This window comes from Nocardia sp. NPDC003999, assembly GCF_053604885.1.
In genome coordinates, this window is sequence record NZ_JBSGIB010000002.1 from 696673 (window position 1) to 721907 (window position 25235).

Below are 25235 nucleotides of genomic sequence, written 5' to 3' on the forward strand. Positions count from 1 at the left end.
GCCCTGGTGCGTATGGTGCCGGTGTGGCAAAGACCAAGCCGACCTTCCGCTGCTCCGCCTGTTCGCATGAAGTCGCCAAATGGGTGGGCAAGTGCCCCGAATGCGGGGCTTGGGGCACCGTCGACGAAGTAGTCGCCGCGGCAGGTGCGGTCGGGTCTCCTGGGCGCAAGGCGATGTTGCCGAGCACCGCGGCCGCGCCGATTTCGCAGATCGATTCCAAGGTCACCAGAGCGCGGCCGACGGGCGTCACCGAGTTGGACCGCGTGCTCGGCGGCGGGGTGGTGCCGGGATCGGTGGTGTTGCTGTCCGGCGAGCCGGGGGTGGGCAAGTCGACGCTGCTGCTCGAGGTGGCGCATCGCTGGGCGGCTCAGCGCGACGAGAAGTCGCTGTACGTCACCGCCGAGGAGTCGGCGGGGCAGGTCCGGCTGCGGGCCGATCGCACCGGCGCGGTGCACGACCGGGTCTATCTGGCGGCGGAATCGGACCTGTCGATCGTGCTGGGACACGTCGAGCAGGTGCGGCCGACGCTTCTGGTGGTCGACTCGGTGCAGACCATGCTCGCCCCGGAGGTGGACGGCGTGATCGGCGGCGTCACCCAGGTGCGCGAGGTGACCGCCGCGCTGACCTCGCTGGCCAAGGCGAGCGGGATCGCGGTGCTGCTGGTCGGGCACGTCACCAAGGACGGCAACGTCGCGGGCCCGCGCACGCTCGAGCACCTGGTCGACGTCGTGCTCCAGTTCGAAGGCGACAAGAACTCCACGCTGCGCATGGTGCGCGGCATCAAGAACCGCTTCGGCAGCGCCGACGAGGTGGGCTGCTTCGAGTTGCACGAGGACGGCATCGCCTGTGTCGACGACCCGTCCGGCCTGTTCCTGCACCATCGAACGGATTCCGTGCCGGGCACGGCGGTGACCGTCTCGATGGACGGCAAGCGTCCGCTGGTCGGCGAGGTGCAGGGCCTGACCGTGAAGACCGAGATTCCGCAGCCGCGCCGCGCGGTGAGCGGTCTGGACTACAACCGGGTCGCCATGGTGCTGGCCGTCCTGCAGAGCCGCGGCCGGGTGTTCCTCGGCAAGAGCGACGTCTACGCCGCGACGGTCGGCGGCATGCGCCTGGTCGAGCCGTCCGCCGACCTGGCCATCGCGCTCGCCATCGCCAGCGCCGAGTCCGACGTCCCGATCCCCCCGGGCTGGGTGATCCTCGGTGAGGTCGGACTGGCCGGTGAGGTCCGCAAGGTAACCGGCCTCAACCGCAGACTGGCCGAAGCCGAACGCCTCGGCTTCACCACCGCCCTGGTACCCCCCGGCCTCGCCCCGGTGAAAAGCACCATGAAGATTCACGAGGTCACCGACCTCCGCTCCGCCATCCGCATAGCGGGCCTGCGCAAACTACGCGCCGCCCCTGAGGAGGCCGCCAGCTGACCTACCCTCTCAAGCGATGTTGAACGGCTCGGCCATGCTGCGTACCGAACCCAATTGCGCGACAACGCTGTACGCACCCGGTGGGACTTGGACGCGTTCGCCCGCGCAGTTGGGCTGGGATGTGGTGCCCGACCAGGTCACCGTGAACGCGGCCTGCTCGCCGCGGCTCATCGTGCGGACGTCGGGCTGGCCGTCCGGGTAGCAGTCGGTGCTCGACCACAGGCGCCGCTGGCCGTCGAGCGTGTGCACCGACACCTGTTGCAGACCGGAACCCATATCGCGGGTGCAGGCCATCGCCGAGATGTTGGTGATGACGATCCCGAACACCGGCTGCTCGCCCGTCTTGTAGGTGGGCTGCTCGACGGTCACCTTGATCGCCAGCGATTGGTCCGGGCACGGGCCTGCCGCGACGCTGGTTGCCGCCGCGGAGGACTTCGGCGCGCCGGACTCGCCCGACGGCTTGGCCGCCGCGTCGGCGGACTTGGTCACGACCGAGCTGGTCCCGGCGGCCGCGGTGTCACCGGGCGAGTCGCCGCCACGCGCGACCGCGAGCACGACCCAGATCACCAGCGCCAGGGCCACCACCAGGATCCCGATGGCGAACACGCGTCGACGCCAGTAGATCTCCGGTGGCAGCGGTCCATTCGGTTCCAGCACGCCTCAACGGTAAGGGCACCATCGGGCGCATCGTCTCAGGGGCACGGCGTGTCGGCCGCCCGCACCCGAGGGCGACGAGTACATTCCGCCGGCACGCTGGGGCGATGGCGGGCGCGCGGCAGCCTCAGACCACCTCGCCGATGTTGCCGACAACCCGGTGCAACTGCACTTTGCCCTCGGCCAGTTTGTAGGTCACGCAGGCGATGGCGCACTCACCGGTCGCGACCCGCTGCGAGATGATCATCGACCGCTGCATGAGCAGGCGGCTGGTCTCCACCACGTGCCTGGCCTCCATCTCGTCGACGGTGGACAGGCCTTCGCGCCGTCCGACCAGGATGGACGGCGCGACCCGCTCGACCACGCTGCGGATGAATCCGCCGGGCACCTCGCCGCCGTCGAGCGCGTCGATAGTGGCCTTCACGGCTCCGCAGCTGTCGTGCCCGAGCACTACGATGAGCGGCACGTTGAGCACCTGCACCCCGTACTCGATCGAGCCGAGCACCGAGCTGTCGACCACATGGCCCGCGGTACGCACCACGAACATGTCGCCGAGGCCCTGGTCGAAGATCAATTCGGCGGCGACCCTGGAGTCACCGCAACCGAACAGGATCGCGTGCGGGTGCTGGCCGCTGACGAGTTTGGCCCGGTCTGCGGCGCCCTGGCTAGGATGCAGCAGCGCACCGCTGACGAAGCGCTCGTTGCCTTCGCGCAGGGACTTCCAGGCACTGATCGGGTTGGAATCCGGCATACCGACCATTGTGCAGGACAGTTACGGTTACCAGCGAGTTCGGCCGGTTACAGGCGGGCAAATACCGTCTGGCGGCAGTAGTACGGGGATGGTGAGGACAGTGCGGAACGGCGCACCGAACGGCATCGACGCCGACACGTTGCTGGACTGGTACCAGGAGACCGCCCGGGATCTGCCGTGGCGCCGCCCCGGCGTCACGGCGTGGCAGATCCTGATGAGCGAGATCATGCTTCAGCAAACGCCCGTGGTCCGGGTCGAGCCGATCTGGCGGGAATGGGTGGCGCGCTGGCCGGTCCCTTCGGCGATGGCCGCCTCGTCGCAGGCGGAAGTGCTGCGTGCCTGGGGCAAGCTCGGGTACCCGCGCCGTGCGCTGCGGCTGCACGAGTGCGCGAGGGTGCTGGCGAGCGAGCACGGCGACGAGGTGCCCGCCGACGTGGAGGTACTGCTCGGGCTACCCGGCATCGGCGCGTACACCGCGCGCGCCGTCGCCTGTTTCGCCTACGGACAACGCGTTCCGGTGGTGGACACGAACGTCCGCCGGGTGGTTGCCAGGGCGGTGCACGGGCGCGCGGAAGCGGGCAACCCGTCGTCGCGCGATCTCCCCGAGACCGAGGCGCTGCTGCCGCTGCGGATCGATCGGGCCGCGGTGTTCTCCGCCGCCCTCATGGAACTGGGTGCGACCGTGTGCACCGCCCGCACCCCCGATTGCTCGCGCTGCCCGCTGCCGAGCTGCGCGTGGGTCACCGCCGGGCGACCGGTGAGCGAAGTGGTCCGCCGCACGCAGAAGTACGAGGGCACCGATCGCCAAGCGCGCGGTCGGCTGTTGGACGTGCTGCGCGCCGCGAGCGGCCCGGTGGAGCGGGTGCGCCTGGATCTGGCCTGGACTCGCGACCCGGGCCAGCGCGACCGCGCGTTGGACTCGCTGCTGGTGGACGGACTGATCGAACAAACACCCGGCGGGTTGTTCGCATTGGCGGGCGAGGGCGGGACTCTGGGGCCGACAGCTGAACGCCGAGATGGACTCCTGCCCTAGCTGCCAAGGACCCGCCGCAGGAAGCGCTCGACCTCCGCTCGGTAGCGCTCCGGTTGGTCGTCGTGCACGAGGTGTCCCGCACCGGGCACCAAGACATAGTCGGCGCCCGGATGGTCGGCGGCCATCTGCCGCATCTGCCCCGGCGGTGTGATGCTGTGCTCGCCTTCCAGCAGCAGGGCGGGCACTCGCACCGCATGCCAGTGCTGCCAGAAATCCCGCGTCCCCCACTCCTCGGAGATATCGCGGAAAGTGGTGACCGACCCGTGCAGCCGGTATCCCTCCGGCCCGCGTTCGAAAGAGTTCAGGAAATATCGCCCGGCGACCGGCCCGAAGAAGGACAGTACGGCTTCGTCGTCAGGGAATGGCTGCGGCCAGGCCTCGATCATCGCCGCCCAGTGCGTCGCGGTGCGGCCGGTGAAATCCGGCGCGATGTCCTCGATCACCAGCGCCCGCACCCGGTCGGGGTGAGTCGCCGCGAACACCCAGCCGTGCAGCGCACCCATCGAATGCCCGATCACCACCATCGGTTCCGCGATCGCGGCGGTGCCCGTGGCGAGGTCCGCGATGAAGGCCTCGGTCGTCAATTTCTCGGGTGCGGGCCTGCCGTGCCCGGCGGCGTCGAAGGTGTAGACGTGGCCGTGCTCGCGCAGCCAGTCCAGCTGATCGCGCCAGGTGCGCGCGCTGCCCATCAGGCCGTGCAACAGCAGGATCGGCGCGCCTGCTCCGCCTTCGTCGTGCAACATCGGTTCGACAATACGAGGCACCGAGCATCTGCTCGGCATCAGCCGCTAGCTTGGACACATGGCTGTTGTGAAGATCAACGCGATCGAGGTTCCCGAGGGCGCGGGCCCCGAGCTGGAGAAGCGGTTCGCCCACCGTGCGCACGCGGTCGAGAACTCCCCCGGCTTCCTCGGCTTCCAGCTGCTGCGCCCGGTGGCCGGAGAGAAGCGGTATTTCGTGGTCACCCAATGGGATTCGGAAGAGTCCTTCGCGGCCTGGCGGGACGGACCTGCGCGCGAGGCGCACGCGGGCGAGCGGCAGAAGCCGGTCTCGACCGGTGCGTCGCTGCTCGAGTTCGAGGTCGTGCTCGACGTGGACGCGAAGCCCGCCGACTGAGTCCGAGGCCCACCGCCGGGCAGGCCCGCCTGCCCGGCGACTCGCCCGACGCCGTGGTACGCCCGTGCCGGACCCGGTTGACGCCGGGGGTGTGCGGGTGTCACAGTTCGAAGGACAAACGCGAGGGTGACGCGGTAATTCCGGTGCGATTCCGGAGCGGTCGCGCCACTGTGTTCCACGCACCGAGTCCGGTGCCGGAAAGCCAGACACCGGCACCGTCGCGCCACCACCCTACGGGACGCGTATCCCAAGGAGGACTCGAATGGCCATCGCGCATTCACCCAGCCGGGCAACCGATTCCCTGGCCACCGTGCTCGTCACGGTCGGTGTCGTTCTTCTCGCACTGCTCACGCTGTACCTGGTCGGTTTCGACCAGGGCGTCATCTCGCGCAGCGGGATGTATCTGCATGAGCTGATGCACGACGGACGCCACCTGCTGGGGCTTCCGTGCCACTGATCGGTTCACTCCGAACACTGCTGTTGCGCGGCCTGCTGGCCGGTCTGATCGCCGGGCTGCTGGCCGCCACAGTCGGTTATTTCGTCGGCGAACCCAAGGTGGAAGCGGCCATCGCCATCGAGGAAGCGCACAGCGAACACGCCGGAGCCGCTGACGGGCACTCTCACGGCGAGCACGCCGAATCTCCTGGCGGGCATTCCCACGGTGACGAGGAAGAACCGCTGGTGAGCCGCGGCGGCCAGAAGTTCGGACAGTTTCTCGCCCTGGGGTTGGCCGGTCTCGCTCTCGGCGCCATCTACGCCTCGGTCGCGCATTTCGCGCGGCGCCACACCACGCTGTCCGGGCCGCGGCTCGCGCTGACGCTCGGTGTGGCCGGTTGGGCCGCGATCGTCGCGGTGCCTTTCTTCAAGTACCCGGCCAACCCACCGGCGGTGGGCGACCCGGACACCATCAACGAACGCACCCTGCTGTGGGTGGCGGCCGTCGTGCTCGGCATCGTGGCGGTCGGTGCGGCGGTGGCGGCGTTCACCGCGCTGCGCGCGCAATTGCCCACTTTCCGGCTGATCGGTGGCGTCGCCGCGTTCGTACTGGTCACCACCCTCGGCTACGTCCTGCTGCCCGGCGTGAACGAGGTGAGCGCGGATTTCCCGGCCACCCTGCTGTGGCAGTTCCGGGTGGCGTCGCTGGCCGAGACCGCGACCCTGTGGGCCTGCCTTGCTCTCGGTTTCGCGGCGCTCACCGAGTTCGCGACGCGTACCGATACCCGGGTACCGGTAGCCGCCGCTACCGGGGATTGATTCGCGTCCGGAAACCTTCAGGCAGTGTCGGTCCCATGACCGGCACTGCCTTTTCCGTCTGGCCCGCTTCGCCGCGTGTCCACCCGGGTGGACCGCCGCGCGCCGTCCGCGTCGCGTTCGTCGCGCTGGTCGTCGCGTTGGTCGCGGGTGGCGCCGAGGCGATCACGCGAGCCGTCCGCGCCTTCTCGACTGCCGACCCGGCGAGCCTCGCGACGGGGCTGGGGTTCCGCGCGGCGCTCTACCTTCTGGTGCTGGCCGTCGCGGTGCGCATGACCTACGGCGACCGCTGGGCACGCCTGCTGATCACCGTCGGCATCGGCGTGTTCGGCCTGCTGTCCCTGATCATCGAGCCGCTGGCCGCGGCCATGTCCGCGAACCAATTGCGCGATCTGGTCCGGGACGCCGCACCCGCGTCCTTGCTGCTCGCGACGTTCCGCACCGTGCACGTCACAGCCGTGCTGATCGCCATCCCGGCTCTCTACACCCGCCACGCCCGGCGCTACTTCCGCAAACGCTGACTGCCCCCAACGGTTTCGTGCCCCGCACCTTGTCACGGTGCGGGGCACGAAGCCTGCGCGGACTACGCGAGTGCGGCGTCGAGGGTGATGTGGTCGACGCCGGCGAGGGCCTTGCTGACGGGGCAGCCCGCCTTGGCGGCTTCGGCGGCGGCCTGGAAGGCGTCGGCGTCGATGCCGGAGACGCGACCGCGAACGGTCAGCTTGATCCCGGTGATCCGAAAGCCGCCCGCCGGATCGGGGCCGAGGGTCACGTCGGCGGTGACGTCCAGGCTGTCCGGGGTGCCGCCCGCGTTGCCGATCTGCGCCGACAGCGCCATCGCGTAGCACGAGGAGTGCGCGGCCGCGATCAGTTCCTCCGGGCTGGTGGTGCCGTCGGCCTCCTCGGCGGAGCGCTTGGGGAACGACACGTCGTACTTACCGACCCCCGAACTGGCCAGTTCGACCTGCCCCGAACCCTCCTGCAGGGTGCCGGTCCAGGCGGTACGCGCGGTACGTGTGGGCATCACGGTCCTTTCGCCGATGATCGTTTCACGATTCAGCACGAACCTACCCCGGCCGATTCGTCCCGGCCCACCTGTTCGCCGATCGGGTTCGCCCGACGCCCCGGGCACGCGCGCCCCGCGGTAAAGCAGCGGCGCGCCAAACGAATCCGCGCGGAGTTCTACTCCGGGTTCGTGATCCTCGCCAGCACGATGCCGCCGAGGATCAACGCCAGGGCCAGCAAGCGCCCCGCACCGAGGGGGTCCTTGTGGACGACGATGCCGAGGGTGATCGCGCCGAGCGCGCCGATGCCGGTGAACACGGCGTAGGCGGTGCCCACCGGCAACGTCTGCATGGCGCGCGACAGCAGATACACGGCGGTGACGCCGAGAACGAAGCAGATCAGGGTCGGGACGAGCCTGGTGAAGTTCTCGGTCGGTTTGATGCTCTGCGACCAGACGATCTCCACCACTCCGGCGGCGGCGAGGACTACCCAGTTCACGTCAGTGCTCCCCGGCCAGAGCGCGCGCGGCGGCCAGAGCGCGGACGTAGGACGTGTCGTGCTCGGCACGCAGGTGTGCCAGCGCTGGGTCCTGGCGGGAATTGGCTAGTTCCGCGTGCACGAAAACGGTGTCGGAAACCGCGAAATGGCCCGCGAAGAAGTCGCGCAGGAAGCGCTCTTGATAGTCGTAGGCCGCTTTCGGAGCGCCGGGCGAGTACGCGCCGCCGCGTGCGCTGGTCACGACGAACTTTCGGTGGCCGAGCGACATTCGCGGAAATGTCACCTGGTCCAGCCAGGCCTTGAGCGAAGCCGGAATCGAGTAGTTGTACATCGGGGTGCCGATCAGGATCACATCCGCCGCAAGCAACTCGGCCAGCAGGGGCTCGACGATCTCCCACGCGGCGGCATGTTCGGGAGTGCGCACCAATTCACCGATTCGTTCTACGTCCGTGTTCGGCAGGGTGAGCACAGCGTCGCACAGCTGAGTCCACCCCTCCCCGATGAACGGCACCGGGTCGGCCGCGAGGTCACGGTAGTGGTAGCCGCCGTCCGGGTGCCGTGCGCGCCACGCGTCCGCGAAGGCGGCGCTCAATTCCCGGCTGATCGACCGTCGCCGGGCGCTGGCATCCAGATGCAACAAGGTTCTCATGACCGACCTCCGATTAAGTGGACATAGCGTCCGATTCCTTCCGAGATCGACGATACGGTGAATGTGGACATATTGTCCACTTATCGCCGAATCGGCTACAGTCACGGGCATGGAACCCCGATCCGACCTGCTCGCCGGTCACGGGCCGGGCCGGTCGGCGACCCCGCCGGAACGCGCGGACGCCGCACGCAACCGGGCCAAAGTGCTCGCCGCCGCCGCGGAGTTGTTCGCCGCCCGAGATCCCCGCACGGTGACGATGGACGACATCGCGAAGGCCGCCCGCGTCGGCCGAGGCACCCTCTACCGGCGTTATCCGGACACCAACTCGGTGGCGGTGGCCCTACTGGACGAACACGAACGAGCGTTGCAAGAGAAACTGCTTTCCGGTCCTCCGCCGCTCGGCCCCGGAGCTCCCCCCGCACAGCGGCTGGCCGCGTTCTACGCCGCGATGGTCGAATTGCTCGACACACACGCGCATCTGGTGCTGGGCGCCGAGATCGGCGGCGCACGCTTCACGACCGGTGCTTACGGCTTCTGGTACGCGCATGTACGAGGACTGCTGGTCGCGGCGGGCATGCACGAACCGGACGCATTGGTCGACCCGCTGCTCGCGCCGCTGGCAGCGGAGGTCTACCGGCAACAACGTGAGCGCGGCTTGACCCCCGGACAGATCGCCCACGCGCTGCGAATGATCGCCGAAACCGTTCTCGGTGCCGGGTGATCTAACCGAAAACGAAACCGGCGGTGGACAACCACCGGTTTCGATACCCCTCGTCGCTCACACCAGATCGCGTCTGCGCATCAGCCAAACCGTGCCGACCGCGAACAGCACCGAATAGACGGCCAGCACGACCAGCGATTCCGTCGGCGAAAGAATCTGCAGCACACCGGGCGTGGCGGGACCGTCCACGGTGCGCATCGCTCCGGCCAGCGACCCGGCCGCCGTGCCGGGCAGATGATCGGTGACCACCTCGATCGGCGCGAAGATCCCGGCCACGCCGCGCAACAGGTTCTCCACCACCAGCACCCAGACCAGGCCGAGGCCCACCGCGAGCGCGGGCCCACGGGCGATCGCGCCGATCAGCGCCCCCGCCAACGTCCACATACCGAGGATGGCCACGCCGGTGGAAATTCCGAGGAGCGACCGATCCAGTGCGGGCATGGTGAGCGCCTGCGACTGGGACGCCGCGATCAGCGCGGCGACCGCGATGTCGACGACGAATGCCGCACACACCAGCGCCACCACCACGGTCGCGAGACTCACCACCACCGCGGCGACCGCTTGCACGCGCGAAGGCCCTTGGGTGTAAACGGTTTTCCAGGTCCCCCAGCCGTATCCGCTACCCACGGTCAGCGCGCCGAGGACGAGCATCAGCGCGCCGCCGAACATGGCCATGCCTTGGGTGAATACTTCGGGAACCGCCGCGGGCAGCATCTGTCGCAGCAATGCTTCGCGCGGCAGCCCGTTGGACATCCGGCTCGATCCCCCGGAGGTGTAGGCAAGATAGTTGAACAGATACGCGAACGTGAGGTTCAGCAGAATCCAGGTTCCGAGAACGATCCAGAATGCCGGCCACTTTCGCAGCCGCAGCATCTCGGCATTCGTGCTCGCGATCAGGTCCCGGATCGCCATGCCGTTCATCGCGCCGCCTCCCATCGCGTCATCTCGAAGAACACTTCTTCCAGGGACTTCTCCTCGACCCGCAACTCCAGTAGGTCCGCGCCCGCCGCCACGACCGCACGCGCCACGGCGGGCGCGGTGACGGTGTCCGACTCGATCCGGATGCCGCTCGCGGTCAACAGCGCCGAACGTCCACCCACCAGCCCGCGCACCGCGGGCAGGGCCACCTCCACCGGCTCGGCCCGCACCACCAGCGACGAGTTGCCGCGCAACTGCGCGACCGTCGCTTCGGTGCGCAGCGTGCCCTGCGAGATCACGCCGACCCGGTCGCAGATCGCCTGGACTTCGCTGAGCATGTGACTCGACAGCAGCACCGTGCGCCCCTCTGCGGCCAAAGCGGTGATCAGCTCCCGCATTTCGGCCATACCGGCGGGGTCGAGGCCGTTGGTCGGCTCGTCCAGGATGAGCAGGTCGGGGTTGCCCAGCAATGCCGCGCCCACGCCGAGGCGCTGTTTCATGCCCAGTGAGTAGGTCCGGTACTTGTCCTCGGCGCGGCCCGCCAGCCCGACTCGCTCGAGCGCGTCCTCCACCTCCGGGCGCCCGAGCCCGCGATATTCGGCGAGCACGCGCAGGTTGTCCCGGCCGGAAAGGTAGGGATAGAACCCGGGACCCTCGATGAGCACGCCGATCCGGCGCACCACCGCTGGATCGCCGGGCCGATGCCCCGCGACGGTGGCCGTACCCTCGCTCGGACGGATCAGCCCGGCCAGCATCCGCAGGGTGGTGGTCTTGCCCGCACCGTTCGGGCCGAGGAAGCCATAGATCTCGCCGTACGCGACGCTCATGCTCACGTCATCGACAGCGGTGTGCTCCCCGTAGCGTTTGGTCAGCCCTCGGGTGACCACGATCGAATCTGCCATGCACCGAGAATCCGCCGCCGACCCCCTGCGGACATCCGTCGCCGGGCGACGATCCGCATACGTAGCTGGAACGACGGATCGATCCGTGGCCAGTGTCGGATCAGCTGGTGCGGAACCGCTTACATGGTCTGCGAACACCCGAATCGGTGCAATTTCCGCGAAATACGTTTCCAGGCGGACGTCGAATCACGACCGAGCCGCATAGGCTACGTGGGTGCGGGTGGCAGGGATGACAGATCGGAGTTCGGTCGGCTGGGATTGGGGCGTCGCGCTCGTCGTCGCCGCGGTTCAGTTGGTCGGAGGCACTTTCGCGAACATGCGGCAGACCGGAGTGCACTCCCTCGACGCGCTCGGTTACCTGCTGTTGCTCGCCGGCCCGGTGGCGCTGATCCGGCGCCGCGCGCAGCCGCTGCCCGTGCTGATCGTCGTGCTCGCCGTGTGCCTGGCGTACTTCCTGCGAGGCTACGGATACGGCCCGATCTTCGTCTCATTGGTCGTCGCCTTCTTGACCGCCGCGAGCAGCGGATCACGATGGTGGACTTATCCGCTCGTCCCGCTCGGGTACCTGGCGCTGGTCTGGCCGCTGCCCGCACTGCTCGACCGCCCCGCGAACCTGTGGCAGGTGTTCGCGCTGATGGCGTGGCTGGCCGTGCTGCTGCTGGTGGCCGAGGGCATCCGGCAGCGCAAGGCCGTGCTAGTCGCGCGCGGGCAGCGCGCCGAGGCCGCGCGCCGGGACGAGGAAGCGCAGCGTGAGCGGCGGGCCAGCGAAGAGCGGCTCGCCATCGCCCGCGAGCTGCACGACGTGCTGGCGCACAGTCTGTCGATGATCAACGTGCAGTCCTCGGTGGCGCTGGAACTGCTCGACAAGCGCCCGGAGCAAGCGGAGACGGCGCTCACGGCGATCAAGAACGCCAGTCGCGACGCCCTCGCCGAGGTGCACGCGCTCCTGCACACGATTCGGTCCGGAAGCGCACCCGCGACGCCCAGCGAGCAATCGCCCACAGAAGAGGCGAACGCCGAGGAGACCGGCCGCACAACCGAGGCCGAGCCGCCACCCGCCCCGCGTACCCCCGCGCCGAGCATCGGCGATTTGGACGACCTGTTGCAGCGCCCGCGCAGCACCGGATTGACCGTCACCACGCGAGTGCTCGGCACCCCACAGCAATTGCCCAGCGTCATCGACGTGGCAGCGGCGCGAATCATCCAGGAGTCGCTGACCAACGTGCTCCGGCACGCACCCGGCGCCGACGCAACGGTGACCGTGCGCTACACCCCGGACTCGGTCGACATCACCGTCGACAACAGCCGCCCGACCAGTGCCCCGTCGCGCTCCGGCAACGGCGGCGGCAACGGCATCATCGGCATGCGCGAGCGCACGCACGCCCTCGGCGGCGCCCTCACCGCGGGCCCGCGCCCCAGCGGCGGGTTCCGGGTCGCCGCCCGGCTGCCCACGCGAACACCCGGACCCGACGCGGCCACGGCGTCACCGGGAGTGCGAGGCGCCGGGGCGGCGGCAACGAGCCGGAACAACGCGGCAGCGCAAGCACCGGATCAGGACACCGCGACGACGAGTACGCCGAGACGCGGCGTCGCGGCCGCGACGAAAACCGAACAAAGCGGCACGACATCAGACGCACCCGAATCGAGCGCCGCGGGATCGAAGCCTGCCGGGAGATCGCGCTCGACGACCACGGCCACATCGAGCACGACCGGCCCGAGCGAGAGCGAGTCGCGTGCCACACCGGACCGACCCGCTGATACGGCCGAACGACCGAGCACCTCGGCCGGTCGCGCGCAGCGCTGACGGGATCGCCGGCCGACGGCAGAGGAGATCCGATGCACGACCACCACGATTCGGTCCCGGCCCACGCTCCATCCGGCGGCATCCGGGTGCTGGTGGCCGACGACCAGGCGTTGGTGCGTGGCGGGTTCGTGGCGTTGCTGGATGCCCAGGACGGCATCGAGGTGGTCGGCGAGGCGGACAACGGGGAGCAGGCCGTGCGCATGACCCGCGATCTGCGTCCCGACGTGGTGCTGATGGACATCCGCATGCCCGTCCTGGACGGCTTGGCCGCCACCCGCGTGATCGCCGAGGACCCCCTGCTGGCCGCGGTGCGCGTGGTCGTGCTGACCACCTTCGAACTCGACGAGTACGTCTTCGAGGCGATGCGCTCCGGCGCGACCGGGTTCCTGGTGAAGCACACCGAACCGGCCGATCTGGTTCGTGCCGTCCGGGTGGTCGCTGCCGGCGACGCGCTGCTGTCCCCCGGCGTAACCCGCACGCTGATCGCGGAATTCTCCACACGCGCGAAAACGCCGCCGACGGCCACGCTCGCCGAACTCACCGACCGCGAACGCGAGGTGATGACGCTGGTCGCCGAGGGTCTCACCAACGCCGAGATCGGCGAACGGCTCTACATGAGCCCGGCGACCGCCCGTACCCATGTCAGCCGCATTCTCACCAAACTGCACGCCAGAGACCGCACTCAACTGGTGGTCATGGCCTACGAATCCGGACTCGTCCGCCCAGGCTGGCAGTGAGCCGCCGATCGTTGCCCAGGAGCCGGACTGCTTCGCCGCACTGCCATGGGAACCGGAATCAAACGACCCAGGCACCCATCCTCCGAATAAAGACGCAGGACGGCAACCAGTCAGTGGGCAAACCCGCGCCGAATTCCGCGATTCGCGGTCGGACCATCCGGCAGAGTGAGCGTCCCGCCCCTTCTTGCGCGTTCTTCGGCGCGCGACTACGGCCAGGACCAGGCACAGCCGTAGCCCAGCCCGAGATTCTTCCTCCTCGCGCGGCGCGCCGGCGCAGTGCGACACGGTCCGACTTCTCCCGGCATCAGCCAATAGCAATTTCTCAGCGAACATTAATTGTCCGGCCTGCTGCCGATTAGCAAATAACTGGTAAATCACCGCGGGCAGAGCCTTCGGGCTCTGGGCGTACGTATCCAGGCGTATTCCGAGTGCCGACGCGCGACCGATGCCCCCGGCATGCCCTTCGGCGCAGTCTTTCGTCATGAATATTTTCACTCGACCCGTGGCCGTGAGTTTTCTGGCCGACCACTACGACGGCGGATGGCACCCCTGGCCGTTCTTCTGGATTTTCCCGCTGTTGTTCTGGCTGACCGTCGTCACAGTGCTGGTCTTCGCCCGGAGGCGGTTCATCGGACGTGTGAGCGGTATCGGCGCGCTGCGCACCGCGTTCGCCCGGGGGGAGATCACCGAGGAGCAGTACCGCAGCAGGCTCGCCGTCCTGAGCGAACCGCGACACAAGCCCTGACCGGCCCGCCTGCACGATCGGGAGATCCCATCATGAGCATGACCTTCGGCATCGTTCTCACTCCGCGTTCGGGAGCGGACTGGGCGCGCGAGGCAGCCGCCGTCGAACAGCAGGGCTACCGGACCATCCTGTTGCCGGACACCCGGTTCACCCCCTCGCCGTTTCCGGCCCTCGCCGCGGCGGCCGCCGTCACCACCACCATTCGGCTGCGCCCGAACGTACTCGCCGCACCGCTGCGCACACCGGCCGCCACGGTCAGGGAGACCGCGGCATTGCAGCTGCTGTCGGACGGACGTTTCGAACTCGGAATCGGCTCGGGACGCCCGGACGCCGCCGCCGAAGCACAGTGGCTCGGCACGTCCTGGGGTTCGCCCGCGCAACGGCGCGCGCAGCTGGTCGCCACCATCGCCGCCGTGCGGGCTGGAGTGAACCCCACCCCACCGGTCGTGGTCGCCGCCAACGGACCCAGAATGCTGGCGACGGCGGCGGAATTCGCCGACCGCATCCTGCTGGCCGCGGCACCCGGGGCCACCGAGTCGGAGCTGGCCGAGCTGGTCCGCACCGCACGGGACGGTACCGACCGCACCCTGCGCTTCACCCATCAGGTGGTCGGCATCGGGCAGCGGCTACCGATCTGGACCGCGACGAGGCTCGGCCTGACCGCCGCCGCCCTCGCGGACGCGGGCGCAGCGGGCATGATTCCCGCGGAACCGTCCGCCGCCGCCGAAATCCTCGAGCGACGCCGGGAAAAGTACGGCATCGACGAGGTGATCGTGCCCGCTGAACTCGCCGCTGACTTCGCACCGATCCTCGCCTACTTCGCCGACCACGATTCCTGACCCGGCGCAGCGGGCGACGCCGAATACGAAAAAGCCCGTGCCCACAGGTGGGCACGGGCTTTTCGGTTGCGGCTTACTCGCCCGAGGCGGCCTCGGTGGAGCCTTCCGTCGCGCCCGTCAGCACGACTTCGGGCTTCTCCTCGCTCGCGGCCTTGGTCAGTTTCGCCTTACCGGTGAAGGTGAACTTCGCGTCTTCGCCGGAGCCCTCGCCGTCCCAGCCCTCGACGTCGACCTCGATGGTCTGGCCCGGACCGATCTCGCCGAAGAGGATCTTCTCCGACAGCTGGTCCTCGATCTCGCGCTGGATGGTGCGGCGCAGCGGCCGGGCACCGAGCACGGGATCGAAGCCACGCTTGGCCAGCAGGTTCTTGGCGTTCGGGGTGAGCTCGATCGCCATGTCCTTGTTCTTCAGCTGCGTGGCGACGCGGCCGATCATCAGGTCCACCATCTCGACGATCTGCTCGTTGGTGAGCTGGTGGAAGACGATCACGTCGTCGATGCGGTTGAGGAACTCCGGCCGGAAGTGCTTCTTCAGCTCGTCGTTGACCTTGAGCTTCATCCGCTCGTAGTTCGAGCCCTCGTTGTTCGACTGGGTGAAGCCGAGACCGACGGCCTTCGAGATGTCCGAGGTGCCGAGGTTCGAGGTGAAGATCAGCACCGTGTTCTTGAAGTCCACGGTACGGCCCTGGCCATCGGTCAGGCGGCCGTCCTCCAGGACCTGCAACAGGGTGTTGTAGATCTCCTGGTGGGCCTTCTCGATCTCGTCGAACAGCACGACCGAGAACGGCTTGCGGCGCACCTTCTCGGTGAGCTGGCCGCCCTCTTCGTAGCCGACGTAGCCCGGAGGGGCACCGAACAGCCGCGAAGCGGTGAAGCGGTCGTGGAACTCGCCCATGTCGATCTGGATGAGCGCGTCGTCGTCGCCGAACAGGAAGTTCGCCAGCGCCTTGGACAGCTCGGTCTTACCGACGCCGGACGGGCCGGCGAAGATGAACGAGCCGGACGGACGCTTCGGATCCTTCAGGCCGGCACGAGTGCGGCGGATGGCCTTGGAGACGGCCTTGACCGCGTCCTCCTGGCCGATGATCCGCTTGTGCAGCTCGTCCTCCATACGGAGCAGACGGGTGGTCTCCTCCTCGGTGAGCTTGAACACCGGAATACCGGTCCAGTTCGCCAGCACCTCGGCGATCTGCTCGTCGTCGACCTCGGCCACGACGTCCAGATCACCCGAACGCCACTGCTTCTCCCGCTCTGCCCGCTTGGCGACGAGCTGCTTCTCCTTGTCGCGCAGCCGCGCGGCCTTCTCGAAGTCCTGCGCGTCGATCGCGGACTCCTTCTCCCGGCGCGCCTCGGCGATCTTGTCGTCGAACTCGCGCAGGTCCGGCGGAGCGGTCATGCGACGGATGCGCATCCGCGCGCCCGCCTCGTCGATCAGGTCGATCGCCTTGTCCGGCAGGAACCGGTCGTTGATGTAGCGGTCGGCCAGGGTGGCGGCGGCCACCAACGCGCCGTCGGTGATGGAGACCCGGTGGTGCGCCTCGTAGCGGTCGCGCAGACCCTTGAGGATGTTGATGGTGTGCTCGACGGTCGGCTCGCCCACCTGCACCGGCTGGAACCGGCGCTCCAGGGCGGCGTCCTTCTCGATGTACTTGCGGTACTCGTCGAGGGTGGTCGCGCCGATGGTCTGCAGCTCGCCGCGGGCCAGCTTCGGCTTCAGGATCGAGGCCGCGTCGATGGCGCCCTCGGCGGCGCCCGCACCGACCAGCGTGTGCAGCTCGTCGATGAACAGGATGATGTCGCCGCGGGTGTTGATCTCCTTGAGCACCTTCTTCAGGCGCTCTTCGAAGTCACCGCGGTAGCGGCTGCCCGCGACCAGGGAGCCCAGGTCGAGGGTGTAGAGCTGCTTGTCCTTCAGCGTCTCGGGGACCTCGCCGTTGACGATGGCCTGCGCGAGCCCTTCGACAACGGCGGTCTTGCCGACGCCGGGCTCGCCGATCAGCACCGGGTTGTTCTTGGTACGGCGGCTGAGCACCTGCATGACCCGCTCGATCTCCTTCGAGCGGCCGATGACCGGATCGAGCTTGCCCTCGAGCGCGGCCTGGGTCAGGTTGCGACCGAACTGGTCGAGCACGAGCGAGGTCGACGGTGTGCCCGCCTCGCCGCGCGAACCGGATTCGACCGGCTCCTTGCCCTGATATCCCGACAGCAACTGGATGACCTGCTGGCGCACACGGTTGAGATCGGCGCCCAGCTTCACCAGCACCTGCGCCGCCACGCCCTCGCCCTCACGGATGAGGCCGAGCAGGATGTGCTCGGTGCCGATGTAGTTGTGGCCGAGCTGCAGCGCTTCGCGAAGGCTCAGCTCCAGCACCTTCTTGGCGCGCGGGGTGAACGGGATGTGACCGGACGGGGCCTGCTGGCCCTGGCCGATGATCTCCTCCACCTGGCTACGCACGCCTTCCAGCGAAATGCCGAGCGACTCCAGCGACTTGGCCGCGACGCCCTCACCCTCGTGAATCAGCCCCAGCAGGATGTGCTCGGTGCCGATGTAGTTGTGGTTGAGCATCCGGGCCTCTTCCTGGGCCAGGACAACGACACGCCTCGCGCGGTCGGTGAACCTCTCGAACATCGCTCCCTCACTCTCCTGCTCCGACATTCTGGCAACAGACGCCGCAGTGTGCTGTGTACAACAACCGTGGGCGTCAGCCTGCCATGAAGCCCGGGGGTTGCGGCCCCCGCCTCCACTCTAGTTGGCGGGGGATGCCACCGCCGCCGGTCCACCCTATTGCCGACCGGCGACAGCACGGTCATTCACTCATAACGTGGGCGTCGCGGGATTCGTTTCCGGCCGGGTTTTGCCCTCAGCGAACAAACCGTCCGCCGACCGGATCTGCGCCGCACACGTACGACATCGGCCGCCTACCCCGTGTACGGGTCGACGAAACCGCAGGGCACCGGGCGTTGATGAGCGGGATCGAGCGCGTTGAGCACGTAGGTCGCGGCCCTCTTGCTGCCCGCTATGCCCGTATGCCCAGAGTAGTCCGTCGCGCAGCCGTCCTGAACCACGATGTTGGTCACATGGGGGCCGGTGACCAGGCCGGAGGTGTACGGCACCACCAGTTCGTCCAGCTGGGTCGCGATATTGGTGTAGGTCACGTCGGGGTGGTAGACGCCGTCCGCGTTGAGTTCGCGCACGAACTCCGACCCTTGCAACACCTGCCTGCAGGCATTGCACGGCGATCCGGCCACGGCGTCGAACAGCGGACCGAGGCCGAGGCGTGTGCCGAACGCGTTCAGGTCCGCCATGCCGTACGCGTTCGAGCCTTGCCACGGCGGGGCCAGACCGACCATCTTGTCCACCTTGCCCGCGCCCGCGAGCCGTTTGACGAAGTAGTTGCCGATGAAGTTGCCCTGGGAATGGCCGATGAGGTCGACCTTGCGCGCACCGGTCGCGGAGCGCACCCGGTCTACGAAGGCGGCGAGCTGGGCCGCGCTCTGCTCGATCGGGAGCATGCCCCCGATGGCCGACGCGGGCCACGGCAGGTCGTAGGCGCCGAACGTGGCCGAGTACACGCAGTAGCCCTCGTTGGCCAGCAGCGGCGCGTACACGCCCCAATTCGTCTGTGCGCCACCGCCCGTGCCGTGCACGAGGACCACGGGGTTCGGATGCTCGGAGTTCGGCCGGCACGACCAGTCGTTGGTGCCGGGCAGCGAACCACCCGGATTGGACAGTTCGGCGGGAATGCCCGCGAAGAAGTTGAACTCGACCGGATATCGCTCCTGCGCGTGCGCAGCGCCCGCGGTGGCGCACACCGCGGCGAGCAGAACGATGAACAACGAAAAGCCTGGGACACGCCGCACGATAGCCTCCCGGTCCGGATCGTCTCCGGGGAAGCTACCGCACGGAGTGGCCCAGACGGCGCAGATTCCGGCGGGTCGTTGCGGAAACTAGCTCTGACCGAAGGCCGACGCGCCGGACGGGTACGGCGCCGCGTACTCGCCTGCGGCGATCCGGCCCGGCGCCGCCGCGGCGGATGCCTTCCCCTGCTGGATTCCCGCGACGAACAGCGCACCGCAGAGCACCAGGAAGGCCAGCGTGTGGAAGACGCCACGCACGATGTTCCAACGCACCCAGGCGGATTCGAAATCGGCGCGCACCGCCGCCGGGTCGGCGATCGACGCCGGGTCGCCCGCGGCGGCCAGTTGGTCGTTGAGCGGAACATTCAGCCCGGAGGTCACCGCGAAGGCGATCACGTTGAGCACCAGAGCCAGGCCGATCCAGATCAGCGTGCTCCGGTGCTCACGTCCCAGATGCAGCGCCGCGGCCAGGATGGTGAACCCCACCGTGCCGAGGAAGCCGATCATGAACCAGGGATTGATGATCACCACGTTGATCTTCTGCATCGCGTCGATCATCGCGCGATCGTCGGTGCGGGCCAGCGCGGGCATCACCGAATTGGCGTACGCGTAGAAAAGGCCCGCGACCAGGCCCGTAGCCAGTGTGGCGAGCACCAGTGCGGCGAGACGTGTGGCGGTCATGACTTCCTCCTGCTTCGGAAACCGGCCGGAGCCATCGCCCCGGTCGCTCGTCTCCGAGTCAAGCCGTCGCCGCCGTGACTCTCCATGGTCGAGAAGCTCGATCGGATGAGCGAGCGTCTACGGTGGACGTCTCACAGGTCCCGATCGGAAATGAGCCCACTCTGCATGGCCAGTCCAGCCAGCCGCACCCGCTTCTGGTTCTGCGGCAGATCCTCCACCCCGAACTTGGCGAACAACGCGCGTAGATGGGTCTTGATCGCGTCGACGCTGAGGAACAACTCCTCGGCGATCTGCTGATTCGAGGCGGGAGTGGCGAAACCCGCGCCGTGCTTGTACGGGCGGCACAGCGCGACCAGGACCGAGCGCTGCGTTTCGGTGAGCGACCGCGCGGTGGGTATCGAGCCGGTGGAGGTGCGGGTGATGTCGTCGGATACGCCGCCGAAGTCGTGAAAGGACACCCGAGACGTACCGACCCGGATGACGTCGCCCGCCATCAGTCTGCGGCGGCCGACCAGCCGGTCCCCGTTGACGAAAGTGCCGTTGCGGGAGAGGCCGTCGTCCACGATGGTCCAGTGCGCACCCAGGTATTCGACCGCCGCGTGCAGCCGGGACACCTCCGCGTCCCAGCTCAGGGCGAGATCGGCATGCGGGGAGCGACCGATGGTGACGCGGCCGCGGTCGGGCGTGAGCGTGAGCTCCTGCTGCCGACCGGCGTCATCGGTGAACCGCAAGAATGATCCGACGAATCCTGTCACTGCGCCGATACCTCACCTCTCCATACCGCCAGTGACCTTCGCACGCTTCCATGGTGCCGCTTCCCGGTACCACGAGCAAGATCGATTCATCCGCCGTGACGGGCCACCGTGCGAACCGGTCTCGCTGCTATATCGAAGCCCTATCACAAACAAGACCGCCGTCCCGACGTCGCACGATTCGCCGGGACGGCGGCCGGAAAAAGAACTATCCCTTCGCGGCCTTGTTGTACGCGTCGGTGATGTCGGCGGAGATGCGGCCCCGCGCGGACACCTTGTGTCCATTACGGCGCGCCCACTCACGAATTGCGGCGCTTTGTTCCCGATCGATCGAGACCCGGCTCTTCGGAGTGCCCGTTGCGGCCGCGGCGGCCTTGACCCGGCGCCGGCCGCTGACCCGGCGCGCATTCGAAACCCACTCCTCCAAACCGTCGCGCAGCTTCGCCGCATTTGCCGACGACAGGTCGATCTCGTACGACACACCGTCGATCGCAAACTCGATGGTCTCGTCTGCGATGGACTCACCGTCGACATCGTCGATCAGGCTAACGGTGACCTTCTTTGCCATGAGATGAACGTCCTCTCGAAATCGTGCGACCCGCATACTAGGCCGATTACCCGAGGCAAGAATACCTCGAATTCCGGAAATTCCAAGACGGAGCCGCTGCTTTGCAATCCAGTGGTCACCTGGTGACCGGACGCACAATTGGGAACAGTATCGTTTCTCGGATTCCCAAACCCGTCAACGCCATCAACAACCGATCGATTCCCATACCCGTTCCGGTCGTCGGCGGCATGCCGTGCTCCATCGCGGCGAGGAAGTCCTCGTCCAGCACCATCGCCTCGTCGTCGCCCTGCGCGGCCAACCTGGCCTGGTCGACGAACCGCTCCCGCTGGATCACCGGGTCGACCAACTCCGAATAGCCCGTGGCCAACTCGAAGCCGCGCACATAGAGGTCCCACTTCTCCGTGACGCCGGCGGTGCTGCGATGCTGCCTGGTCAACGGGGATGTCTCCACCGGGAAGTCGCGCACGAAAGTCGGTGCGTACAGCTTGTCACCATACTGGTGTTCCCAAAGTTCCTCGACGAGTTTCCCGTGACCGTAGCCCTTGCCCTCCGGAATTTCCAGACCGACCCGATCCGCGAGTGCGCGCAATTCGGCGACCGATGTTTCCGGAGTGACCTGCACACCCAGCGCATCGGACAGCGACGGGTACATCTCGACGGTGGCCCACTCGCCACGGAGATCGTATTCGGTGCCGTCGGCCAGGGTCACCACCTGCGTGCCGAACGCCTCCTGCGCCACTTCCTGCACCAATTCCCGGGTCATCACCGCCGAGTCGTCATAGGTGCCGTAAGCCTGGTAGGTCTCCAGCATCGCGAACTCGGGGGAATGCGTGGAGTCCGCCCCCTCGTTGCGGAAGTTCCGGTTGATCTCGAAGACCCGCTCCAAGCCGCCGACCACGCAGCGCTTCAGGAACAACTCGGGCGCGATGCGCAGGAAGAGGTCCATGTCGAGGGCATTGGAATGGGTGACGAACGGCCGGGCCGCGGCGCCGCCGTGCAGCGTCTGCAGCATCGGCGTCTCCACCTCGAGAAAGCCCCTGCGCTCGAGCGCGTTGCGCAGCGCGCGCACCACGGCGATGCGGGTACGGGCCATCTCCCTGGCCTCAGGGCGCACGATCAAGTCGACATAACGCTGCCGGACCCGCGACTCCTCGTTCATCTCCTTGTGCGCCACCGGCAGCGGCCGCAGGGCCTTCGCCGCCATGAACCACGAATCGGCCATGACGCTCAGTTCCCCGGTTCGCGAAGAGATGACCTCACCGTGCACGAAAACGAAGTCACCGAGGTCGACGTCCGCCTTCCAGGCGGCAAGCGCGTCCGCGCCGACCCCGTTCAGACTGATCATCGCCTGCAGCTTGGTGCCGTCGCCTTCCTGCAGTGTCGCGAAACACAACTTGCCGGTATTACGCAGGAATATGACGCGCCCGGCGACGCCCACCTCTTGTCCGGTGGAGGTGTCGGCGGCCAGGTCCGGATATGCGGCCCGAATTTCCGCCAGGGTATGCGTACGCGGCACGACGACGGGATACGCCTCGCCACCGGCCGCGAGCAGCCGCTCCCGCTTCTCCCGGCGAATCCGTATCTGCTCCGGGGCATCGTCGGCGGCGGGCGCCACAGCGGGCCGCGAATCCGATGTCGATGCGGTCGAAGAGGCAGAGTTCGGGGTGCTCACATCGAACAACCCTAGCGTGCACCGGAAATCGTTTTGCGCGCCGCCCGGACTCCGACCCGGAGTAACGAAACGGTATCGCTGCGGCGCACCGTCCGGGACGTCCCGGTCCACGTCCCGGAGACGCGAAATAGCCGGTGCGCATCATAGTGTGTGCGAAAACACCTGCGCGCCCGGCTATTTCGAGATGGAAGTGTTGGCGGGGAAATTACAGCGAGGCGAGCGCCTCGGCCTCACGCACGAAGTGCGACGCCCCGACGGCGACGTTCAACAGCCCGGCCGCCTTCAACGCCTGGTAACCGCCCACCAGATCGGTCGCCCGGTGCAGCCCGAGTTGCTGCAGGGCGGCGGCGGCCAAGCTGGAGGTATAGCCCTCGGAGCAGACCACGATCCATTCCACGTCGTGATCAGCGGCCAGCGCCAACCGGGCCGAACTGGTGGGGTCCAGCCGCCATTCCAGGACATTGCGCTCGATCACCAAGGCGCCGGGCAAGGTGCCCTCGCGTCCGCGTTGCGCCTGCGGCCGGATATCCACCAGAATGGCGCCCCGCTCGATGGCTTCCGGCAATTCGAAGGCATAGATCCGGTCGAGTTGCGCCCGTGCGTTCTCGAGCATCTGATCGATGGTCAAACGGGTCATCACATGTCACCTTCGGGCTGGTCGGTGAGGACGGTTCGGGTGCGCCGCAGGGTGCCGTGGCCGGTCACCTCGTAATACGACATGGCGGTGAGCGGCGGGGAATAGGCGTGCACGCTGAGCGTCGGATCGAGCGGGCCCGCGGATTCGACGGCGCCGGGCACGTCGGCGGGCGCCCGCATGACGTCGTGCACCCAGCCGATCGGGAACGAGGCCTGGTCACCCGCCGCGAGCGTGCGGCAACGCAATTCCGTCCCGTTCCAGCGGTATTCGGATAACGCGCCGCTGAGCACGGTGAGCGCGCCGAGCGACCCGGCATGGTCGTGCAACTCGGTCGACTTGCCCGGCGTCCAGCTGATCAACCAGACGTCGACCTCGTCGTCGGAGAGCAGCCTGGTCGCCCAGCGCTCGTCGTGCGGCCATGTCCCGTCAGCTGGAAGCAGGTGGTCATAGCGACCGGCGAGCACGTCCTCGGCGCCCTCGTCGGTCAGCCGCAGCAGATCGGCCGGGCGCAGCCGAGTGGGCAGAGCGGGTGCCACCGAGCGTTCCACCGGCGGAGTAGCCGACAGCGCCGTACGCGCGGAAGAAAGGGAAAGAACAGAAGAACGCATGAGCGAATCTCCAGGAGGAAGGTAACGGTCGAGGGCAGGAACTCAGCCTCGATCGGTCGAGGCACGTCAGCCTCGACAACACTCCTGGGCGCTCACGAAGAAAGTCACGAGAGGGAGTTTAACAGCATGCGACGCGGTGTCGACAAGTCCCTGGCCTGCGACGAATCCAACACCGCGCATATCAGACATTTCCCTTGCGCCGCTGGTTGCGTTCGTATACGAGCCGCAGGCCGGTCAACGTGAGATGCGGATCGTGGTCGTCGATCGTTTCCGATTCCGGGACGATCAGCGGCGCGGTCGCGCCGGTCGCCACCACCGCCACATCGTCGCCGGCAAAGGCGTCGAACTCGTCGCGAATCCGATCGATCAGGCCGTCGACCAGTCCGGCGAAACCGAATACCGCGCCGGACTGCATGCATTCCATGCTGTTCTTCCCCAGCACCGACCGCGGCCTGGTCAACTCCGCCCGCCGCAGCGCACTGCGTTCTACCAGGGCTTCCGTGGAGATCTCCACACCGGGTGCGATGATCCCGCCGAGAAACTCGCCCTTCTTCGACACCAGATCGACGCAGATCGCCGTGCCGAAATCGACGACGATCGCGGGCCCGGAATACCGCTGGTAGGCGGCCAGGCAATTGACGATGCGGTCGGCGCCGACTTCTTTCGGATTGTCCACCAGCAGCGGAATCCCGGTGCGCACACCGGGTTCCACCAACACGTGCGGAACATGAGCCCAGTATTGACCGAGCATGCCGCGCAGTTCGCGCAGCACGGGCGGCACCGTCGAAAGCGCCGAGACGCCGATCACCTCGTCCAGTTGCGCGCCGACCAACCCGCGCACCTGCATGGCGAATTCGTCGGCGGTCAGCAACGGATTGGTGTGGATACGCCAGTGGCGCACCAGTTTCGAATGCTCTCCGGAACCGGAGAACAAGCCGAGTTCGATACTCGTATTGCGGACATCGATGGTCAGCAACATGTCCGGTCGCCGCTGTTCAGACGAACGACAGCGAGCGCGGCGAGGTCAGGCCCGAGCCCTCCGGTGCGTGCGCCGGGTCCGAACCGAGCTCGACCGGGCGGTTGCGCTCGTCGACGAAGACGACCTTGGGGTCGTATTCCTTCAGCTCCTGCTCGTTCAGCTGGCCGTAGGCGATCAGGATGACGAGGTCGCCGGGATGCACCAGGTGGGCCGCGGCGCCGTTGATCCCGATCACCCCCGAACCCCGCTCACCGGCGATCACGTAGGTCTCCAGGCGGGCGCCGTTGTCGATGTCGACGATGCAGACCTGCTCGCCTTCCAGCAGATCGGCGGCGTCGAGCAGGTCCTGGTCCACGGTGACCGAACCGACGTAGTGCAGGTCGGCGTGCGTCACGGTGGCACGGTGGATCTTCGACTTCATCATGGTGCGCAGCAT

The 25235-nt window shown here is 67.8% G+C and carries 29 protein-coding genes; 11 read left to right on the forward strand and 18 right to left on the reverse strand.

What is annotated here, in order from left to right; genetic code table 11:
* The first annotated feature begins 23 nt into the window (after window positions 1-23).
* A complete protein-coding gene (gene radA, locus ACWESM_RS07080) occupies window positions 24-1421 on the forward strand; it encodes a DNA repair protein RadA (RefSeq protein ID WP_452491102.1) in 1398 nt (465 codons plus the stop codon).
* A gap of 9 nt (window positions 1422-1430) precedes the next feature.
* Here radA and ACWESM_RS07085 read toward each other — a convergent pair whose 3' ends face one another.
* Window positions 1431-2078 carry a hypothetical protein gene (locus ACWESM_RS07085; protein ID WP_356963566.1) on the reverse strand — a complete coding sequence of 216 codons (648 nt, stop codon included), beginning with the start codon at window positions 2076-2078 and terminating at the stop codon, window positions 1431-1433.
* Window positions 2079-2202: 124 nt separating this feature from the next.
* Window positions 2203-2826, reverse strand: coding sequence for a carbonic anhydrase (locus ACWESM_RS07090; protein ID WP_355076724.1), 624 nt, complete (start codon window positions 2824-2826; stop codon window positions 2203-2205).
* 88 nt (window positions 2827-2914) lie between these two features.
* On the opposite strand from ACWESM_RS07090, the gene ACWESM_RS07095 reads away from it, so the two are divergent.
* Window positions 2915-3859 (forward strand): A/G-specific adenine glycosylase, encoded by a 945-nt coding sequence (locus tag ACWESM_RS07095; protein WP_452491103.1) that lies wholly within the window; start codon window positions 2915-2917, stop codon window positions 3857-3859.
* Here the strand turns inward: ACWESM_RS07095 and ACWESM_RS07100 are convergent.
* Window positions 3856-4602, reverse strand: coding sequence for an alpha/beta fold hydrolase (locus ACWESM_RS07100; protein ID WP_355076721.1), 747 nt, complete (start codon window positions 4600-4602; stop codon window positions 3856-3858). The two genes, ACWESM_RS07095 and ACWESM_RS07100, sit on opposite strands and share 4 nt — an antisense overlap.
* Before the next feature lie 58 nt (window positions 4603-4660).
* Between ACWESM_RS07100 and mhuD the strand changes: the two genes are divergently transcribed.
* The 4 genes from mhuD (at window position 4661) to ACWESM_RS07120 (ending at window position 6747) form a co-directional block, all read left to right on the forward strand.
* Window positions 4661-4975, forward strand: coding sequence for a mycobilin-forming heme oxygenase MhuD (gene mhuD, locus ACWESM_RS07105; protein WP_355076719.1), 315 nt, complete (start codon window positions 4661-4663; stop codon window positions 4973-4975).
* A 262-nt stretch (window positions 4976-5237) separates the two neighbouring features.
* Window positions 5238-5432 (forward strand): CbtB domain-containing protein, encoded by a 195-nt coding sequence (locus ACWESM_RS07110; RefSeq protein ID WP_039794710.1) that lies wholly within the window; start codon window positions 5238-5240, stop codon window positions 5430-5432.
* Window positions 5423-6229 carry a CbtA family protein gene (locus ACWESM_RS07115; protein WP_364436088.1) on the forward strand — a complete coding sequence of 269 codons (807 nt, stop codon included), beginning with the start codon at window positions 5423-5425 and terminating at the stop codon, window positions 6227-6229. Before ACWESM_RS07110 ends, ACWESM_RS07115 begins: the two co-directional genes overlap by 10 nt.
* Window positions 6230-6264: 35 nt before the next feature.
* Window positions 6265-6747 (forward strand): hypothetical protein, encoded by a 483-nt coding sequence (locus tag ACWESM_RS07120; protein WP_379250269.1) that lies wholly within the window; start codon window positions 6265-6267, stop codon window positions 6745-6747.
* A gap of 62 nt (window positions 6748-6809) precedes the next feature.
* On the opposite strand, the gene ACWESM_RS07125 is transcribed toward ACWESM_RS07120, so the two are convergent.
* The 3 genes from ACWESM_RS07125 to ACWESM_RS07135 all read right to left on the reverse strand — a co-directional run bounded on the left by ACWESM_RS07125 (window position 6810) and on the right by ACWESM_RS07135 (window position 8378).
* Window positions 6810-7250, reverse strand: coding sequence for an OsmC family peroxiredoxin (locus ACWESM_RS07125; RefSeq protein ID WP_355076714.1), 441 nt, complete (start codon window positions 7248-7250; stop codon window positions 6810-6812).
* 158 nt (window positions 7251-7408) lie between these two features.
* Window positions 7409-7729 carry a DMT family transporter gene (locus tag ACWESM_RS07130; protein ID WP_355081674.1) on the reverse strand — a complete coding sequence of 107 codons (321 nt, stop codon included), beginning with the start codon at window positions 7727-7729 and terminating at the stop codon, window positions 7409-7411.
* Window position 7730: 1 nt separating this feature from the next.
* Window positions 7731-8378: an FMN-dependent NADH-azoreductase gene (locus ACWESM_RS07135; protein WP_355081672.1), complete on the reverse strand. Its 648-nt coding sequence runs from the start codon at window positions 8376-8378 to the stop codon at window positions 7731-7733.
* A 109-nt stretch (window positions 8379-8487) separates the two neighbouring features.
* On the opposite strand from ACWESM_RS07135, the gene ACWESM_RS07140 reads away from it, so the two are divergent.
* Window positions 8488-9099 carry a TetR/AcrR family transcriptional regulator gene (locus tag ACWESM_RS07140; RefSeq protein ID WP_364436077.1) on the forward strand — a complete coding sequence of 204 codons (612 nt, stop codon included), beginning with the start codon at window positions 8488-8490 and terminating at the stop codon, window positions 9097-9099.
* Window positions 9100-9156: 57 nt separating this feature from the next.
* On the opposite strand, the gene ACWESM_RS07145 is transcribed toward ACWESM_RS07140, so the two are convergent.
* Window positions 9157-10020, reverse strand: coding sequence for an ABC transporter permease (locus ACWESM_RS07145; RefSeq protein ID WP_355079122.1), 864 nt, complete (start codon window positions 10018-10020; stop codon window positions 9157-9159).
* On the reverse strand, window positions 10017-10919 hold the full coding sequence (locus ACWESM_RS07150; RefSeq protein ID WP_364436073.1) for an ABC transporter ATP-binding protein: 903 nt from the start codon (window positions 10917-10919) through the stop codon (window positions 10017-10019). The genes ACWESM_RS07145 and ACWESM_RS07150 overlap by 4 nt, the downstream gene beginning before the upstream one ends.
* A 229-nt stretch (window positions 10920-11148) precedes the next feature.
* Between ACWESM_RS07150 and ACWESM_RS07155 the strand changes: the two genes are divergently transcribed.
* The 4 genes from ACWESM_RS07155 to ACWESM_RS07170 all read left to right on the forward strand — a co-directional run bounded on the left by ACWESM_RS07155 (window position 11149) and on the right by ACWESM_RS07170 (window position 15044).
* Complete coding sequence (locus ACWESM_RS07155) at window positions 11149-12723, forward strand: histidine kinase (protein WP_364436070.1); 1575 nt, start codon at window positions 11149-11151, stop codon at window positions 12721-12723.
* 32 nt (window positions 12724-12755) lie between these two features.
* A complete protein-coding gene (locus tag ACWESM_RS07160) occupies window positions 12756-13460 on the forward strand; it encodes a response regulator transcription factor (protein WP_355079128.1) in 705 nt (234 codons plus the stop codon).
* A gap of 502 nt (window positions 13461-13962) precedes the next feature.
* The gene (locus tag ACWESM_RS07165) at window positions 13963-14205 is read left to right on the forward strand and encodes a hypothetical protein (protein ID WP_452491104.1); all 243 of its coding nucleotides are present in this window, start codon (window positions 13963-13965) and stop codon (window positions 14203-14205) included.
* 32 nt (window positions 14206-14237) lie between these two features.
* Complete coding sequence (locus ACWESM_RS07170; protein ID WP_364436063.1) at window positions 14238-15044, forward strand: LLM class flavin-dependent oxidoreductase; 807 nt, start codon at window positions 14238-14240, stop codon at window positions 15042-15044.
* Between the two features lie 73 nt (window positions 15045-15117).
* Here the strand turns inward: ACWESM_RS07170 and ACWESM_RS07175 are convergent, their stop codons facing one another.
* From ACWESM_RS07175 to panD, 10 genes are all read right to left on the reverse strand, one after another.
* A complete protein-coding gene (locus ACWESM_RS07175; protein ID WP_355079133.1) occupies window positions 15118-17673 on the reverse strand; it encodes an ATP-dependent Clp protease ATP-binding subunit in 2556 nt (851 codons plus the stop codon).
* A gap of 290 nt (window positions 17674-17963) precedes the next feature.
* Window positions 17964-18905 carry an esterase/lipase family protein gene (locus tag ACWESM_RS07180; protein WP_397275264.1) on the reverse strand — a complete coding sequence of 314 codons (942 nt, stop codon included), beginning with the start codon at window positions 18903-18905 and terminating at the stop codon, window positions 17964-17966.
* 87 nt (window positions 18906-18992) lie between these two features.
* Window positions 18993-19583, reverse strand: a complete 591-nt coding sequence (locus ACWESM_RS07185; protein ID WP_364436058.1) for an anthrone oxygenase family protein — start codon at window positions 19581-19583, stop codon at window positions 18993-18995.
* 131 nt (window positions 19584-19714) lie between these two features.
* The gene (locus ACWESM_RS07190) at window positions 19715-20314 is read right to left on the reverse strand and encodes an FHA domain-containing protein (RefSeq protein ID WP_355079137.1); all 600 of its coding nucleotides are present in this window, start codon (window positions 20312-20314) and stop codon (window positions 19715-19717) included.
* Between the two features lie 229 nt (window positions 20315-20543).
* Window positions 20544-20903 (reverse strand): histone-like nucleoid-structuring protein Lsr2, encoded by a 360-nt coding sequence (locus ACWESM_RS07195; protein ID WP_039794672.1) that lies wholly within the window; start codon window positions 20901-20903, stop codon window positions 20544-20546.
* Between the two features lie 115 nt (window positions 20904-21018).
* On the reverse strand, window positions 21019-22518 hold the full coding sequence (gene lysS / locus ACWESM_RS07200; RefSeq protein ID WP_355079258.1) for a lysine--tRNA ligase: 1500 nt from the start codon (window positions 22516-22518) through the stop codon (window positions 21019-21021).
* Between the two features lie 262 nt (window positions 22519-22780).
* Window positions 22781-23203 carry a rhodanese-like domain-containing protein gene (locus ACWESM_RS07205; RefSeq protein ID WP_355079260.1) on the reverse strand — a complete coding sequence of 141 codons (423 nt, stop codon included), beginning with the start codon at window positions 23201-23203 and terminating at the stop codon, window positions 22781-22783.
* An 8-nt stretch (window positions 23204-23211) separates the two neighbouring features.
* Complete coding sequence (locus tag ACWESM_RS07210; RefSeq protein ID WP_356963552.1) at window positions 23212-23820, reverse strand: cysteine dioxygenase; 609 nt, start codon at window positions 23818-23820, stop codon at window positions 23212-23214.
* Window positions 23821-24001: 181 nt separating this feature from the next.
* Entirely contained in the window at window positions 24002-24799 is a 798-nt protein-coding gene (locus ACWESM_RS07215) for a type III pantothenate kinase (RefSeq protein WP_379250245.1), read from the reverse strand.
* 16 nt (window positions 24800-24815) lie between these two features.
* Complete coding sequence (gene panD, locus ACWESM_RS07220) at window positions 24816-25235, reverse strand: aspartate 1-decarboxylase (protein ID WP_355079144.1); 420 nt, start codon at window positions 25233-25235, stop codon at window positions 24816-24818.

Bases quoted from the DNA above. Each gene is read 5' to 3' on its own strand.
- ACWESM_RS07090 (WP_355076724.1), bottom strand. From the start codon at position 2,826: ATGCCGGATTCCAACCCGATCAGTGCCTGGAAGTCCCTGCGCGAAGGC.
- ACWESM_RS07095 (WP_452491103.1), top strand. From the start codon at position 2,915: ATGGTGAGGACAGTGCGGAACGGCGCACCGAACGGCATCGACGCCGAC.
- ACWESM_RS07100 (WP_355076721.1), bottom strand. From the start codon at position 4,602: ATGTTGCACGACGAAGGCGGAGCAGGCGCGCCGATCCTGCTGTTGCAC.
- mhuD (WP_355076719.1), top strand. From the start codon at position 4,661: ATGGCTGTTGTGAAGATCAACGCGATCGAGGTTCCCGAGGGCGCGGGC.
- ACWESM_RS07110 (WP_039794710.1), top strand. From the start codon at position 5,238: ATGGCCATCGCGCATTCACCCAGCCGGGCAACCGATTCCCTGGCCACC.
- ACWESM_RS07120 (WP_379250269.1), top strand. From the start codon at position 6,265: ATGACCGGCACTGCCTTTTCCGTCTGGCCCGCTTCGCCGCGTGTCCAC.
- ACWESM_RS07125 (WP_355076714.1), bottom strand. From the start codon at position 7,250: ATGCCCACACGTACCGCGCGTACCGCCTGGACCGGCACCCTGCAGGAG.
- ACWESM_RS07135 (WP_355081672.1), bottom strand. From the start codon at position 8,378: ATGAGAACCTTGTTGCATCTGGATGCCAGCGCCCGGCGACGGTCGATC.
- ACWESM_RS07140 (WP_364436077.1), top strand. From the start codon at position 8,488: ATGGAACCCCGATCCGACCTGCTCGCCGGTCACGGGCCGGGCCGGTCG.
- ACWESM_RS07145 (WP_355079122.1), bottom strand. From the start codon at position 10,020: ATGAACGGCATGGCGATCCGGGACCTGATCGCGAGCACGAATGCCGAG.
- ACWESM_RS07150 (WP_364436073.1), bottom strand. From the start codon at position 10,919: ATGGCAGATTCGATCGTGGTCACCCGAGGGCTGACCAAACGCTACGGG.
- ACWESM_RS07155 (WP_364436070.1), top strand. From the start codon at position 11,149: ATGACAGATCGGAGTTCGGTCGGCTGGGATTGGGGCGTCGCGCTCGTC.
- ACWESM_RS07160 (WP_355079128.1), top strand. From the start codon at position 12,756: ATGCACGACCACCACGATTCGGTCCCGGCCCACGCTCCATCCGGCGGC.
- ACWESM_RS07170 (WP_364436063.1), top strand. From the start codon at position 14,238: ATGAGCATGACCTTCGGCATCGTTCTCACTCCGCGTTCGGGAGCGGAC.
- ACWESM_RS07175 (WP_355079133.1), bottom strand. From the start codon at position 17,673: ATGTTCGAGAGGTTCACCGACCGCGCGAGGCGTGTCGTTGTCCTGGCC.
- ACWESM_RS07185 (WP_364436058.1), bottom strand. From the start codon at position 19,583: ATGACCGCCACACGTCTCGCCGCACTGGTGCTCGCCACACTGGCTACG.
- ACWESM_RS07195 (WP_039794672.1), bottom strand. From the start codon at position 20,903: ATGGCAAAGAAGGTCACCGTTAGCCTGATCGACGATGTCGACGGTGAG.
- ACWESM_RS07210 (WP_356963552.1), bottom strand. From the start codon at position 23,820: ATGCGTTCTTCTGTTCTTTCCCTTTCTTCCGCGCGTACGGCGCTGTCG.
- ACWESM_RS07215 (WP_379250245.1), bottom strand. From the start codon at position 24,799: ATGTTGCTGACCATCGATGTCCGCAATACGAGTATCGAACTCGGCTTG.
- panD (WP_355079144.1), bottom strand. From the start codon at position 25,235: ATGCTGCGCACCATGATGAAGTCGAAGATCCACCGTGCCACCGTGACG.